We start from the raw sequence: 12,445 nt of genomic DNA, 5'->3' as shown, positions 1-12,445 counted from the left end.
TTTTCACATTCGCATGCTTTTTTCAGCAAAATGACAGGAGAGGCAGGCGGATAGGGGCGTCAGGCAATCAGAAAATGCTGACGGCGGTCTTGGTAGTGAGCAATTCGAGTGCTTTCAGGCCCATGATGGAGTTACCTTTCTTGTTGAGGCGGGGGCTCCAGACGGCTACCGAGTATTGGCGGGGACAGATGGCGGCGATACCTCCTCCCACACCGCTCTTGCCGGGCAGACCCACGAGGTAGGAGAATTCACCCGCTTCGTCATAGAAGCCACATGTCTGCATGATGGCGTTGATGCGCTTTACCTGTGAGGTGGTCAGGTCGGTGCCGTCAAAGCTGAAGGCGTGCGTATGGTCGGCGAAGGGCAGGAAGGCGCGTGACAATTCGCGGCAATTCATCTTGAGCGAGCACTGGCGGAAGTAGAAGCGGAGCACGCGCTCCACATCGTTCTCGATGTTGCCATAATATTTCAACATGTTCACGATGGCTGCATTCAGGTAGCCGTGGTCACGCTCCGAGGCGGCCATGCTTTCGTCATACTGGATGGAGTCGCATCCGCAAAGGCTTCGTACAAAGGCCAGGTATTCACGTTCGGGATACTCCAGTGAAGAGAGAAGGATGTCGGTCATGACCAGTGCGCCCGCGTTGATGAGGGGATTGCGGGGAATGCCGTGCTCCAGCTCGAGCTGGAAGATGGAGTTGAAGGCGTTGCCCGACGGCTCTACACCGATGCGTTGCCACAGGCGGTCGCCCAATCGGGCGAAACCCATAGCCAGCGCAAAGACCTTGGAGATGCTTTGGATGGCGAAGCGCTCGTCGCAATCTCCCATGGCATGCTCGTGCCCGTCGAGGGTATGGAGGCAGATGCCGTAGCGGTCGGGATCTACTTTCAGCAGGTCGGGGATATATGCGGCGGGTTCTCCCTGGTGGGCGTATGGCTGTATTTCCTGATAAATTTCTTGCAGAATGCGGTCGTAATTCATGGTTGGTAAGGTTTGGGAAGCAGGGTGAGTTTTAGAATCGGACTTGTACTTGGGTTTGTAGCAGGTTGTAGTTCTCGCCCAGATGAGGGTTGCAATAGGTGTATTGCACCTGCAGGCGGCATTTGGGATAGAACCACCATTGCAGGCCGGCGATGTAGTTGGTCTGCTTGTTGTCGGCGGCCTTGTTCTTGTTGAAGTAGTCGTAGGAGGCTATGAAGTCCAGTTTGTTGCTGATGAGGTGCACGTTGGCCGTGGCATAGTAGCCGTCACTCTTCACGGTGCCGTCCTTGCCGGCCAGGTATTCGCTTCGCAGGTCCAGTTGTTTCAGTTTGATTTTCAAGCCTGCGGCCCAGCGGTTTCGTGTATAGCTGTCGCCCACCTGGATGTCGGGGTTGATGTCCGAAGTGGCTACGGCACAGCCTTTTCCTTTGATGAAGGAGCCGCCCACGGACAGCCATTCCAATGGGTTGACCATCAGGTTGCCCACGATGTCCTTCTGGTTGTTGCCGTCCTTCAGGTTGATGCCCTGTCCGTTCATGACGGCCAGTTTGTAGTTCAGCAGGCCCTTGAAGAGGTCGCCGTAAATCATCAGACCCATGTCGCGGCCGGTGGTCGAGCCGTAGAGCGGGTCGCTTCCGTTGTATCCGGCCAGGTAGTTGGTGGCTTGTGAGTTGACGTTGATCAGTTCGAGTACGCTGGGCGACATGGGGTTCTCGATGGTGTACATCGTCTTGAACTGGCCAACGCGCACGCTGATTTCGGGCAGGAAATGATACTCGGTGTAGATTTCCAGTATCTTGGGCGAGTTGGCCAGGCTGTACATGAAGTAGCACGACCAGTGGTCGGTGATGCGTCCGCGGGCCATGAGGATGGCGCGTTTGATGTCGAACGTATTGGTTTTGCTTGCCGGCTGGTCGTTGTAGGTATATCCCAGCTGGATGTATCCTTCGAGGGTGATGCGGTCCTTCAGGGTGTTCACGACGTTGGTCAGCGTCTTGGCCTGGGATTTCTTTCCTTCTTCCTGTTTTTCTTGTGCGGCGGCCGAAGCCATGAAGGCGCAGGCAAGCCATAGTATCAGCAGTTTCTTCATGGAAGTTTTAAAAAAGAAAAGAGGGCGTATCTTTCCTTGACACACCCTCTTTCGGTTGGTGATTATGTCTTATTCGTTGATGGCTGCAATACCCGGAAGTACCTTGCCTTCGATGGCTTCGAGCAGAGCGCCGCCGCCGGTCGATACATAAGATACACCGCTGGCCAGGCCGAACTTGTTGACGCAAGCTACGGAGTCACCGCCACCTACCAGTGAGAAGGCGCCGTTCTTTGTAGCCTCTACGATAGCTTCGCCTACGGCACGAGAGCCGTGAGTGAAGTTGTCGAATTCGAATACGCCCGTCGGGCCGTTCCACAGGATGGTCTTGGAAGTCTTGATGACGTCGGCGAAGAGCTTCTCGCTCTCGGGGCCTATGTCGAGGCCTTCCCATCCGTCAGGAATTTCGTTCACCTTGCAGAACTTCGTGTTGGCGTCGTTCGAGAAGGAGTCGGCGATTTTGGCATCGGTAGCCAGTACCAGGTTCACGCCTTTTTCCTTGGCTTCCTTCATCAGGTTGAGAGCCAGGTCGAGTTTGTCGTCCTCGCAGATGGAGATACCGATCTTGCCGCCCATAGCCTTGGTGAAGGTATAGGTCATACCGCCGGCGATGATGAGGTTGTCTACCTTGTTGAGCAGGTTCTCGATGATTTCAATCTTGGAAGAAACCTTCGAACCACCCATGATGGCGGTAAACGGACGGTGGATGTCGTTCAGCACTTTGTCGACGGCCTTCACTTCCTTCTCCATCAGGTAGCCGAACATCTTGTGGTCTTTGTCAAAATATTTAGCGATGAGTGCCGTAGAAGCATGTGCGCGGTGAGCGGTACCGAAGGCATCGTTCACATAGCAGTCGGCATACGAAGCCAGTCTCTTGGTGAATTCCTTCTGGCTTTCCTTAACTTTTGCTTTGGCGGCTTTCTTCTCTTCGTCGGTAGCGTCGTCGGCCAGGCCACGGGGTTTGCCTTCCTCTTCAGCGTAGAAGCGCAGGTTTTCCAGCAGCAGGGCTTCACCCGGTTGCAGGGCAGCGGCCTTTGCGGCGGCTTCTTCGCTCATGCAGTCGCTGGCAAACTGAACTTCAATGCCCAGCAGCTCGTCCAGGTGCTTCAGGATGTGCTTCAAGGAGAACTTGTCGGCTACGCCTTTCGGACGGCCCAGGTGAGAGCCGATAATCAAACTGCCTCCGTCGGCCAGGATCTTCTTCAGAGTGGGAAGAGCGGCACGCATACGGGTGTCATCTGTGATGTTGAAATTCTCGTCCAGGGGCACGTTGAAGTCCACGCGGACGAATGCCTTTTTACCGGCAAAGTTGAATTGATCAATTGTCATAATGCTCTATTTTATTTAAAAGTGTTACGAATATTCTCTTTTAAACTTGCCCGCAAAGTTAGCATTATTTTCTGTAAAATGTTCGCAAAGCGTGTTTTTTTACGTTGTGAATCTTAAAAATATAGGGGGTGGGGCATGCCGCTTTAGCTTTCTGCCTCTTTGGCGCCCGTCCTTTTTTCATAGTCTTTGCACAGCATCTTCAGGCCGCAGGCATCGCATTGGGGCGTGCGGGCCTGGCACACGTAGCGTCCGTGCAGGATGAGCCAGTGGTGGGCGATGGGGATGTCGGTCTCAGGGATGTGCTTGGTCAGCTCCTTCTCCACGCTCAGCGGGGTGGTGCAGCTCGGCCCCACCAGCCCCAGCCGATGGCTCACGCGGAAGACGTGCGTGTCTACCGCCATGGCGGCCTTGTTGAACACGACAGACTGGATGACGTTGGCCGTTTTGCGTCCCACGCCGGGCAGCTTGATGAGTTCCTCCAGCGTGTCGGGCACCTGGCTGTTGAAGTCCTTGACGAGCATCTGCGCCATGCCCACCAGATGGCGGGCCTTGTTGTTGGGGTAGGACACGCTGCGGATGTATTCGAACACCACCTCGGGCGTGGTGGCGGCAAGCGCTTCGGGGGTGGGGAAGTCGTGGAAGAGCGGAGGCGTGATCATGTTGACACGCTTGTCCGTGCATTGCGCCGACAGGATGACGGCGATGAGCAGCTCGAAGGGGTTGTTGTAGTGCAACTCCGTTTCGGCCACGGGCCGGTTCTCCCTGAACCAGGCCAGTATCTTTTCGTATCGTTCTTTCTTTCTCATCTCAGTTTGTTGCGGTGATAGTGGGGAGCCACTTTCAGGTTGAAGTACAGCATGGACACCACCGTCAGGCAGGCACCGAAGAGGTAGGCCTTGTCGAAGGTGCTGATTTCGGCAATGTATCCGCCGGCCAGCATGCCGATGCCGATGCCCACGTCCCACGAGGTGAGGTAGGTCGAGGTGGCCGTGCCGCGCTGGCTGTTGGGCGCCAGGTTGACGAACAGGGTGTTGTAGGCGGGAAACATGGTGCCGAAGCCGATGCCCAGCAGCAGGGCGATGGTGAAGAACACCACCGTGCAGGCCTGGCTGTCCCAGCGGATGATGTACACGCACGCGGCCAGCAGGAAGAAGCTGAACACCACCAGCACCAGTCCTGCGGATATGACTTGCGTAATCTTGCCTCTGTCCACCAGTCGGCCCGAGAAGAGGCGCGACACCGCCATACCCAGTGCCATGAAGGTGAAGAAGAAGCCCGTGGAGGCGTTTATCTCGATTTGGCGGGCATACATGGCCACGTAGTTGGTCGTCATGCCGTAGGGGATGGACAGGAGCAGGAGGCTGGCTCCGGCAGGCAGACCCTTGAGCAGGATGAAGCGGTCGAGCGAGATGGGGTCGCGCTTCACGGGCGGCTTGTAGGGTGTCTTGACCAGCGTGGCGCAACAGAAACCGGCCAGGCACGAACCCAGCGAGGTGCAGAATATCCACGTGTAGCCGATGCCCGCATCGTGCAGGAAGAGGCCTGCCATGGGGCCGATGGACATGGCGATGTTGTTGGCCAGTCCGTAGTAGCCCAGCCCTTCGCCGCGGCGCGACGAGGGCATGATGTCGATGACCACCGTGTTGCCGCCCACCGTCACCATGCCGAACGACACGCCGTGGACGATGCGCAGGATGATGAAGAGGGTCAGGGTGCCGGCCAGCAGATAGCCCCCGAAGATGGACGTGAAGATGAAGTAGGCCACCAGGTAGAGGGGCTTGCGGGCGAACGTGTCGAGCAGGTAGCCCGAGAAGGGGCGGATGCACAGGGCCGCAATAGTGTAGCACGACAGGACGAGCCCCATCGTGAACTTGTCTGCCCCGAATACCTCCGTCAGGTAGAAGGGCAGTACGGGCATCATCAGCCAGAAGCCGAAGTAGAGCAGAAAGTTGGCTGCCAGAATGAAGCAGTAACTTGGAGTGATGAGCCGGTCTTTCATGAACGGTCGGTTTTAGCGGTTAGTGGTGAGTGGTTAGCGGTTAGTAATGAGCGGTCAGCGGTCAGTGGATTTTCGGACGGATGCTCACCACTCACCGCTCACCGCTCGCCGCTGCTCTATGTCTTATCGGGCCGCTTCGAATTCCTTCAGGAAGCGGGTGTCGTTTTCAGAGAACATGCGCAGGTCCTTCACCTGATACTTCAGGTTGGTGATGCGCTCGATGCCCATACCCAGGGCGTAGCCGGAGTAGACCTTGCTGTCGATGCCGCAGGCTTCGAGTACGTTGGGGTCCACCATGCCGCAACCGAGGATTTCCACCCAACCGGTACCTTTGCAGAAGGGGCATCCCTTGCCACCGCAGATGTTGCAGCTGATGTCCATCTCGGCGCTGGGCTCCGTGAAGGGGAAGTAGGACGGACGCAGACGTATCTTTGTGTCGCTGCCGAACATCTCCTGGGCGAAGAGCAGCAATACCTGCTTCAGGTCGGTGAACGACACGCCCTTGTCCACGTACAGGGCCTCTACCTGGTGGAAGAAGCAGTGGGCGCGGTAGCTGATGGCCTCGTTGCGGTACACGCGTCCCGGGCAGATGATGCGGATGGGCGGCTGGGCGTGCTCCATGGTGCGCACCTGCACGGAGCTGGTGTGCGAGCGCAGGATGATGTTTTTGGTCACGTCGCCGGGGTTCACGTCCACGAAGAAGGTGTCCTGCATGTCGCGTGCCGGATGGTCGGCGGCGAAGTTCAGCTTGGTATACACGTGCAGGTCGTCCTCCACCTCGGGGCCGTCGGCAATGTTGAAGCCCATGCGCGAGAAGATGTCGATGATTTCGTTCTTGACGATGGACAGGGGGTGGCGTGTGCCCAGCGAGGCAGGGTAGGCGGTGCGTGTCAGGTCCAGGTCGTCGCAACCCGTGTCCTGGCTTTCGAACTGCTCCTTCAGGGCGTTGATTTTCTCCTGTGCCTTGTTCTTGAGCTCGTTCAGCTTCATGCCCACTTCCTTTTTCTGGTCGGCGGGCACGCTTCGGAAGTCGGCCATCAGTTCGTTGATGGCACCCTTCTTGCTGAGGTATTTGATGCGGAGTGCCTCCAGTTCTTCGGCGTTGGAGGCCGTCAGTGCTTCCACTTCCTGCAGAAGCTCGTTGATTTTAGCTATCATATCGTTGTTGTCTTTTTGATTTTTCGTCTTTTGTCTTGAAAACGTTGCAAAGATACAACTTTCTTGTCACTTCGTTTCGCCAAGAGCCGGAAAGATACGAAAAAAGTCCTTGAAACTTCCGTTGTCAAGGACTTTGCGTGGAGCATAGCGGACTCGAACCGCTCACCTCGACACTGCCAGTGTCGCGCTCTAGCCAGATGAGCTAATACCCCAAAATTGTAAACGTTTGCACCATGGCTTTCGTTTTGATGGCGCAAAGATAATGCATATTTCTGAAATAATTGCTATGTTTGCAGAAAAAATAACGAAAAAAATTATGTTGGTCTATAATACGACGTATCACGTGGAAGAGGGACAGGAGAAATACTTCCTCATCTGGATGAAGGAATGCTACCTGCCCGAGGTGGAGAAGGAGGGCACGTTGCATGCCCCGCGCATCCTGCGCATCCTGAGTCATCGCGAAGAGGGGAGCACCTGCTACTCCGTTCAGTTTGAGGTGGAAAGCTCGGCCCTGCTGCACCGCTGGCATTGCACCCAGGGGGTGAAGCTCAACGACGAGCTGCTCCGTATGTTCAAGGACAAGGTGGTGGGATTTCCCACGTTGATGGAGGTGGTGGAGTGATAGCGCCGGTCAAGGAAAAGATTATCCTGGGCATCGACCCGGGCACCAACCTCATGGGCTACGGCGTGTTGCGCGTCACGGGCACCAAGCCCGAGATGGTGGCCATGGGGGTCGTGGACCTGCGCCGTGTGGGCGACACCTACCTCAAGCTGAAGCACATCTACCAGCGTGTGCTGGGCATCATCGACAGCTACCTGCCCGACGAGCTGGCCATCGAGGCCCCCTTCTTCGGCAAGAACGTCCAGTCCATGCTCAAGCTGGGGCGGGCGCAGGGAGTGGCCATGGCCGCCGCCCTGGGGCGCGACATCCCCATCACCGAGTATGCGCCGCTCAAGATCAAGATGGCCATCACCGGCAACGGGCAGGCCTCGAAGGAACAGGTGGCCGACATGCTCCAGCGCATGCTCCGCTTCGACAAGGCCGACATGCCTACCTTCATGGACGCCACCGATGCCCTGGCCGCCGCCTATTGCCACTACTTACAGATGGGGCGGCCCACGGTGGACAAGGCCTACCGCGGCTGGAAAGACTTCATTGCCAAGAATCCCGACAAGGTGAGGTGAGTGGAGAGTTGAGAGTGAAGAGTTGAGAATTATATATATAATGTAACAATTAATAGAGAAATAAGCCATGGAACTGAATGATTTGGCCATTTTGGGTGTGGCGGTGGCAACGGCTACCGGTTGTGCGCCCGCGAAGAACGAGTATGCCTCCTACGAGCTTTACCCCGTGCGCTCGGGCAGCCTGGCGGAGATGGAATATGCCCCCGAGGGCACCCGCTTCTCCCTCTGGGCACCGACGGCCGACGAGGTGCGCCTCATGCTCTACAACGAGGGCGAGGGCGGACATGCCTACCGCACCGTCAGCATGGAGGCGGGTGAAGAAGGTGTGTGGCACACCACCGTTGCGGAAGACCTCCTGGGCAAGTTCTACACCTTCAACGTCAAGACCGGCGACCGCTGGCTGGGCGATACGCCCGGTATCTTTGCCAAGGCCGTCGGCGTGAACGGCCATCGGGCCGCCATCATCGACCTTCGCTCTACCGACCCCGAAGGCTGGGCCGACGACCGCCGTCCGCCCCTCCGCTCGGCGGCCGACGTGGTGATCTACGAGATGCACCACCGCGACTTCTCCATTTCGCCCGCATCGGGCATCGAGCACAAGGGCAAGTTCCTGGCCTTGACGGAGGCGGGTACCCGTTCGCCCGAAGGACTGGCCACGGGCATCGACCACCTGCGCGAGCTGGGCGTGACGCACGTCCACCTGCTGCCCTCCTACGACTATGCCTCCATCGACGAAACCCGCCTGGACGAGAACCGCTACAACTGGGGCTACGACCCGCTGAACTACAACGTGCCCGACGGCTCGTATGCCACCGACCCCTACCGCCCCGACGTGCGCATCCGCGAGTTCAAGCAGATGGTGCAGGCGCTCCACCAGGCAGGCATCCGCGTCATCCTCGACGTGGTCTATAACCATACGTTCAGCATCGACGGGAGCAACTTCGAGCGCACCGCTCCCGGATACTTCTACCGCCAGCGCCCCGACGGCACCTATGCCGACGCCTCGGCCTGCGGCAACGAGACGGCCAGCGACCGTCCCATGATGCGCAAGTACATCGTCGAGTCCGTGCTCCACTGGGCGCGCGAGTACCACATCGACGGCTTCCGCTTCGACCTGATGGGCATCCACGACATCCGTACGATGAACGAGGTGCGTGCCGCCCTCACGGCCCTCGACCCCTCCATCATCGTCTACGGCGAGGGATGGGCGGCCCAGGCGCCCCAGCTCCCGCAGGACTCGCTGGCCATGAAGGCCAATACCTACCGCATGCCGGGCATCGCCGCCTTCAGCGATGAGATGCGCGACGCCCTCCGCGGCCCCTTCAACGACAACAAGCAGGGCGCCTTCCTGGCAGGCCTGCCGGGCGGTGAGGAGAGCATCAAGTTTGGCATCGTGGGTGCCGTGCAGCATCCGCAGGTGTGCAACGACTCCGTCAACTACAGCCAGGCACCCTGGGCGGGCGAACCTACGCAGATGATCAGCTACGTGTCGTGTCACGACGACATGTGCCTCGTCGACCGCCTGCGTGCCAGCATCCCCGGCATCAAGGACGACGAGCTGGCCCGCCTCGACAAGCTGGCCCAGACGGCCGTCTTCACCTCGCAGGGCATCCCCTTCATCTATGCCGGCGAGGAGGTGATGCGCGACAAGAAGGGCGTGCACAACAGCTACCAGAGTCCCGACTCCATCAACGCCATCGACTGGAGCCGCAAGGCCCTGCATGCCGATGTCTTTGCCTACTACAAGGGCCTGATACAGCTGCGCAAGAACCATCCGGCCTTCCGCCTGGGTTCGGCCGAGCTGGTGCGCCGCCATCTGGAGTTCCTGCCTGTCGAGGGCAAGAACCTCGTGGCCTGGCGCCTGAAGGAACATGCCGGCGGCGACCGCTGGGAAGACATTGTCGTGGTGCTCAACTCGCGTCGCGAGCCCGCCCGTGTGGCCGTGCCCCAGGGGAATTATACTATAGTGTGCAAGGACGGGGCGATTAATGAAGGCGGCCTGGCCAAGGTGTCGGGTGCCGAACTGACGGTGCCTGCCCAGTCGGCCCTCATCGCCTGGAAATAATTCTCAATTATCCATTCTCCATTTTCAATTAAAGAAGTGTTCAAGTTCAGTAACAAGAAAATATGGCTTTCTGCCCTGCTGGTGATGGTGGCGGCAGGAGCGCTGCTGCTCTTCCTGCCCACCTACCGGGGTGGCGGCGAGCTCGACGAAGTGACGGTGACCGACTCTGCCGACGTGCAGGAGATGGTCTGCGAATATGGCATCCCGGTGGACCGCTACAACCTGAAGTATGGCATCGTACAGCCCCGCCAGAGCCTGGGCTCCATCTTGGGCGGACATGGCGTGGACACCCGCACGGTGCACCGCCTGGGCGAGAAGGCTCGCGGCGTGTTCGACGTGCGCCGCATCCGTAGCGGCCAGGCCTACGCCCTGTTCTTCAGCAAGCGCGACAGCCTGGCTCCTCCGCGCTTCTTTGTCTACGAGGAAGACCCCAAGTCGTACGTCGTCTTCGACCTCCGCGGCGACCTGGCCGTCAGCCGCGGGCAGAACCCTGCCGAGTGGCGCACGCAGACGGTCGTCGGACAGGTGGAGTCGTCGCTCTGGGTGGCCATGCAGCGCAGCGGCACGTCGCCCCTGCTGGCCGTCACCCTGTCGCACATCTTCGGCTGGACCATCGACTTCTTCGGCCTGCAGAAGGAGGACGAGTTCCGCGTCATCTACGAGCAGGAGTACGTCCGCGGGCAGGCGCTCGACAACTTCCACGTCCTGGCGGCCTCGTTTCGTGCCTCGGACAGCACCTACTATGCCATCCCCTTCGTGCAGGACGACGAGGAGCTCTACTACAACGAGCGGGGCAACAGCCTCGAGGGCGCTTTCCTGAAGGCACCGCTCGACTTCTACCGCATCTCCTCGCGCTTCACGAACAGCCGCTACCACCCCGTGCTGAAGCGCTACCGGGCCCACCACGGCGTGGACTATGCCGCTCCTGCCGGCACCCCCGTCTATGCCATCGGCAGCGGCAAGGTCATCGCCCGTGCCTACCAGGCCGGCGGCGGGGGCAACTACGTGAAGATACGCCACAACAGCACCTACACCACCACCTACATGCACCTGTCGCGCTTCGCCAAGGGCCTGAAGGTGGGCGACATGGTACAGCAGAAGCAGATTATCGGCTACGTGGGGTCTACCGGCCTCTCTACGGGACCCCACCTCGACTTCCGCGTCTACGAGAACGGGCGCCCCATCAACCCGCTCACCATCAAGTCGCAACCCAAGAAACCCATCGCCCCGGCCCACCGTGCGGCCTTCGGCCAGCTGTGCGATTCGTTGGTGAAGCGGCTCGCGACCCTCGCTCCGCCCTCCGAACCGGCCGGCACTGACAAAGATACCGTTTCCGCGGCCGGCGGCCAAAAACAGGATATCGGTATTCAGTGAAAATCTGTTAACGAAATATGCTTTTTGTGTTAATAAAAATAACTCGCTGATTTTCTGATGGGAAGGCACCGTTTTTGCATGCGCAGGGCGGTGCTTTTCGTGCGCGGCGCGCGCGGTCTCTAAATGTATTTCGGGCTTTCCGCCGATTTGTTTGAGGATTTTTGCAGGATTGGGTTAGTCTACTGAATTCAGGAAAAGACATTTTGGGCGTTACGCGTTACAATTGTTACAACGTTACAATTAGCAAAATTGTCACACGAAAAAATGCGGGAGAGAAAATTAATACTATATATTATATATATTTATATATATAATATATAGTATTAAAATATTTAACACTTTTTTCTTTACAGGGAGGAGGAAATTGAAAAAACTAATTGTAACGTTGTAACAATTGTAACGTAACGGGCTGGATGGGTGTCTCGCTTCAGATTTTCGGCTCTTCATCCGTCCGTTTTTTGCCGGAAACTATTTGTCGGCCGGGGAGCAACATCGTAAGTGAAAATGTCGTATCTTCGCGGCGTAAATGCAACAGAATGATATGGAAACGAACGGACAACAAACAATATGCCTCACTGCCGGCGTGCCCCGCCTGCCGCAGGTGAGGCTGGCTGAGCCTGCTACGGTGGCCTTCGGGGCGGACGAACACATTGCCATCATGGGCCCCAACGGCGCGGGAAAGAGCCTGCTGGTGGACCTGCTGACGGGCAAGTATCCGCTGGCCGGAGGCACGCTGGCCTACGACTTCCGCCCCTCGGCTTCGGCCTCGGCCTACGACAACATCCGCACCATCGCCTTCCGCGACACCTACGGGAGCGCCGATGCCAACTACTACTACCAGCAGCGCTGGAATGCCCACGACCAGGACGAGGCACCCACCGTGCGCCAGCAGCTGGGCCCTGTAAGGGACGAGGAACGGCGCCGGCACCTCTTCGACCTCTTTGGGCTGGAGCCGCTCATGGACAAGAAAATCATCCTGCTGAGCAGCGGCGAGCTGCGCAAGTTCCAGCTGGCCAAGGCCCTGCTCACCCAGCCCCGCGTGCTGGTGATGGACAACCCCTTCATCGGCCTCGACGCCGACACGCGCCGGCTGCTGGCCGACCTGCTGGAGCGTATCGCCCGCACGGGCACGGTACAGCTGGTGCTGGTACTCTCGATGCTCGACGACGTGCCCCCGTTCATCACCCACGTGGTGCCCGTGGCGGAGCGGCGCGTGGGCCGCAAGCAGACGCGCGACGAGTATCTGGCTGCCTTCCGCCGGGCCGA

Annotated in this window: 11 protein-coding genes and 1 tRNA gene; 5 read left to right on the top strand and 7 right to left on the bottom strand. The window is 58.5% G+C overall.

The genetic code is table 11. The features are described 5' to 3' along the window. Positions 1 to 67: 67 nt before the first annotated feature. From BQ7483_RS01315 to BQ7483_RS01285, 7 genes are all read right to left on the bottom strand, one after another. Entirely contained in the window at positions 68 to 982 is a 915-nt protein-coding gene (locus BQ7483_RS01315) for a glutaminase (protein ID WP_072544568.1), read from the bottom strand. 31 nt (positions 983 to 1,013) lie between these two features. Beyond that, positions 1,014 to 2,072, bottom strand: coding sequence for a porin (locus BQ7483_RS01310; RefSeq protein WP_072544567.1), 1,059 nt, complete (start codon positions 2,070 to 2,072; stop codon positions 1,014 to 1,016). Positions 2,073 to 2,141: 69 nt separating this feature from the next. Next, positions 2,142 to 3,401 carry a phosphoglycerate kinase gene (locus BQ7483_RS01305; RefSeq protein ID WP_139247495.1) on the bottom strand — a complete coding sequence of 420 codons (1,260 nt, stop codon included), beginning with the start codon at positions 3,399 to 3,401 and terminating at the stop codon, positions 2,142 to 2,144. Between the two features lie 140 nt (positions 3,402 to 3,541). Continuing rightward, complete coding sequence (nth, locus tag BQ7483_RS01300; RefSeq protein WP_072544566.1) at positions 3,542 to 4,204, bottom strand: endonuclease III; 663 nt, start codon at positions 4,202 to 4,204, stop codon at positions 3,542 to 3,544. Next, positions 4,201 to 5,397, bottom strand: coding sequence for an MFS transporter (locus BQ7483_RS01295; protein WP_072544565.1), 1,197 nt, complete (start codon positions 5,395 to 5,397; stop codon positions 4,201 to 4,203). Before BQ7483_RS01295 ends, nth begins: the two co-directional genes overlap by 4 nt. Before the next feature lie 123 nt (positions 5,398 to 5,520). Further along, the gene (pheS, locus tag BQ7483_RS01290; protein WP_072544564.1) at positions 5,521 to 6,555 is read right to left on the bottom strand and encodes a phenylalanine--tRNA ligase subunit alpha; all 1,035 of its coding nucleotides are present in this window, start codon (positions 6,553 to 6,555) and stop codon (positions 5,521 to 5,523) included. 138 nt (positions 6,556 to 6,693) lie between these two features. After that, positions 6,694 to 6,767, bottom strand: a tRNA-Ala gene (locus BQ7483_RS01285). Between the two features lie 104 nt (positions 6,768 to 6,871). On the opposite strand from BQ7483_RS01285, the gene BQ7483_RS01280 reads away from it, so the two are divergent. The 5 genes from BQ7483_RS01280 to BQ7483_RS01260 form a co-directional block, all read left to right on the top strand. Next, a complete protein-coding gene (locus BQ7483_RS01280) occupies positions 6,872 to 7,177 on the top strand; it encodes a DUF4286 family protein (RefSeq protein ID WP_022021167.1) in 306 nt (101 codons plus the stop codon). Then, positions 7,174 to 7,740 carry a crossover junction endodeoxyribonuclease RuvC gene (gene ruvC, locus BQ7483_RS01275; RefSeq protein WP_072544563.1) on the top strand — a complete coding sequence of 189 codons (567 nt, stop codon included), beginning with the start codon at positions 7,174 to 7,176 and terminating at the stop codon, positions 7,738 to 7,740. Before BQ7483_RS01280 ends, ruvC begins: the two co-directional genes overlap by 4 nt. A gap of 67 nt (positions 7,741 to 7,807) precedes the next feature. Then, positions 7,808 to 9,805 (top strand): type I pullulanase, encoded by a 1,998-nt coding sequence (gene pulA / locus BQ7483_RS01270; RefSeq protein WP_072544562.1) that lies wholly within the window; start codon positions 7,808 to 7,810, stop codon positions 9,803 to 9,805. 36 nt (positions 9,806 to 9,841) lie between these two features. After that, on the top strand, positions 9,842 to 11,179 hold the full coding sequence (locus BQ7483_RS01265; protein ID WP_317041258.1) for a peptidoglycan DD-metalloendopeptidase family protein: 1,338 nt from the start codon (positions 9,842 to 9,844) through the stop codon (positions 11,177 to 11,179). 541 nt (positions 11,180 to 11,720) lie between these two features. Further along, on the top strand, positions 11,721 to 12,445 hold a 725-nt coding region (locus tag BQ7483_RS01260; RefSeq protein ID WP_139247506.1), incomplete at its 3' end, for an ATP-binding cassette domain-containing protein.

Origin of the sequence: Mediterranea massiliensis, assembly GCF_900128475.1 — a bacterium.
Classification (GTDB): Bacteria; Bacteroidota; Bacteroidia; order Bacteroidales; family Bacteroidaceae; genus Bacteroides; species Bacteroides massiliensis_E.
The sequence above is the reverse complement of the archived record's forward strand: the minus strand, read 5'-3'. Positions and strand labels throughout refer to the sequence as shown.

Bases quoted from the DNA above. Each gene is read 5' to 3' on its own strand.
- BQ7483_RS01280 (WP_022021167.1), top strand. From the start codon at position 6,872: ATGTTGGTCTATAATACGACGTATCACGTGGAAGAGGGACAGGAGAAA.
- nth (WP_072544566.1), bottom strand. From the start codon at position 4,204: ATGAGAAAGAAAGAACGATACGAAAAGATACTGGCCTGGTTCAGGGAG.
- BQ7483_RS01310 (WP_072544567.1), bottom strand. From the start codon at position 2,072: ATGAAGAAACTGCTGATACTATGGCTTGCCTGCGCCTTCATGGCTTCG.
- BQ7483_RS01315 (WP_072544568.1), bottom strand. From the start codon at position 982: ATGAATTACGACCGCATTCTGCAAGAAATTTATCAGGAAATACAGCCA.
- BQ7483_RS01295 (WP_072544565.1), bottom strand. From the start codon at position 5,397: ATGAAAGACCGGCTCATCACTCCAAGTTACTGCTTCATTCTGGCAGCC.
- pulA (WP_072544562.1), top strand. From the start codon at position 7,808: ATGGAACTGAATGATTTGGCCATTTTGGGTGTGGCGGTGGCAACGGCT.
- pheS (WP_072544564.1), bottom strand. From the start codon at position 6,555: ATGATAGCTAAAATCAACGAGCTTCTGCAGGAAGTGGAAGCACTGACG.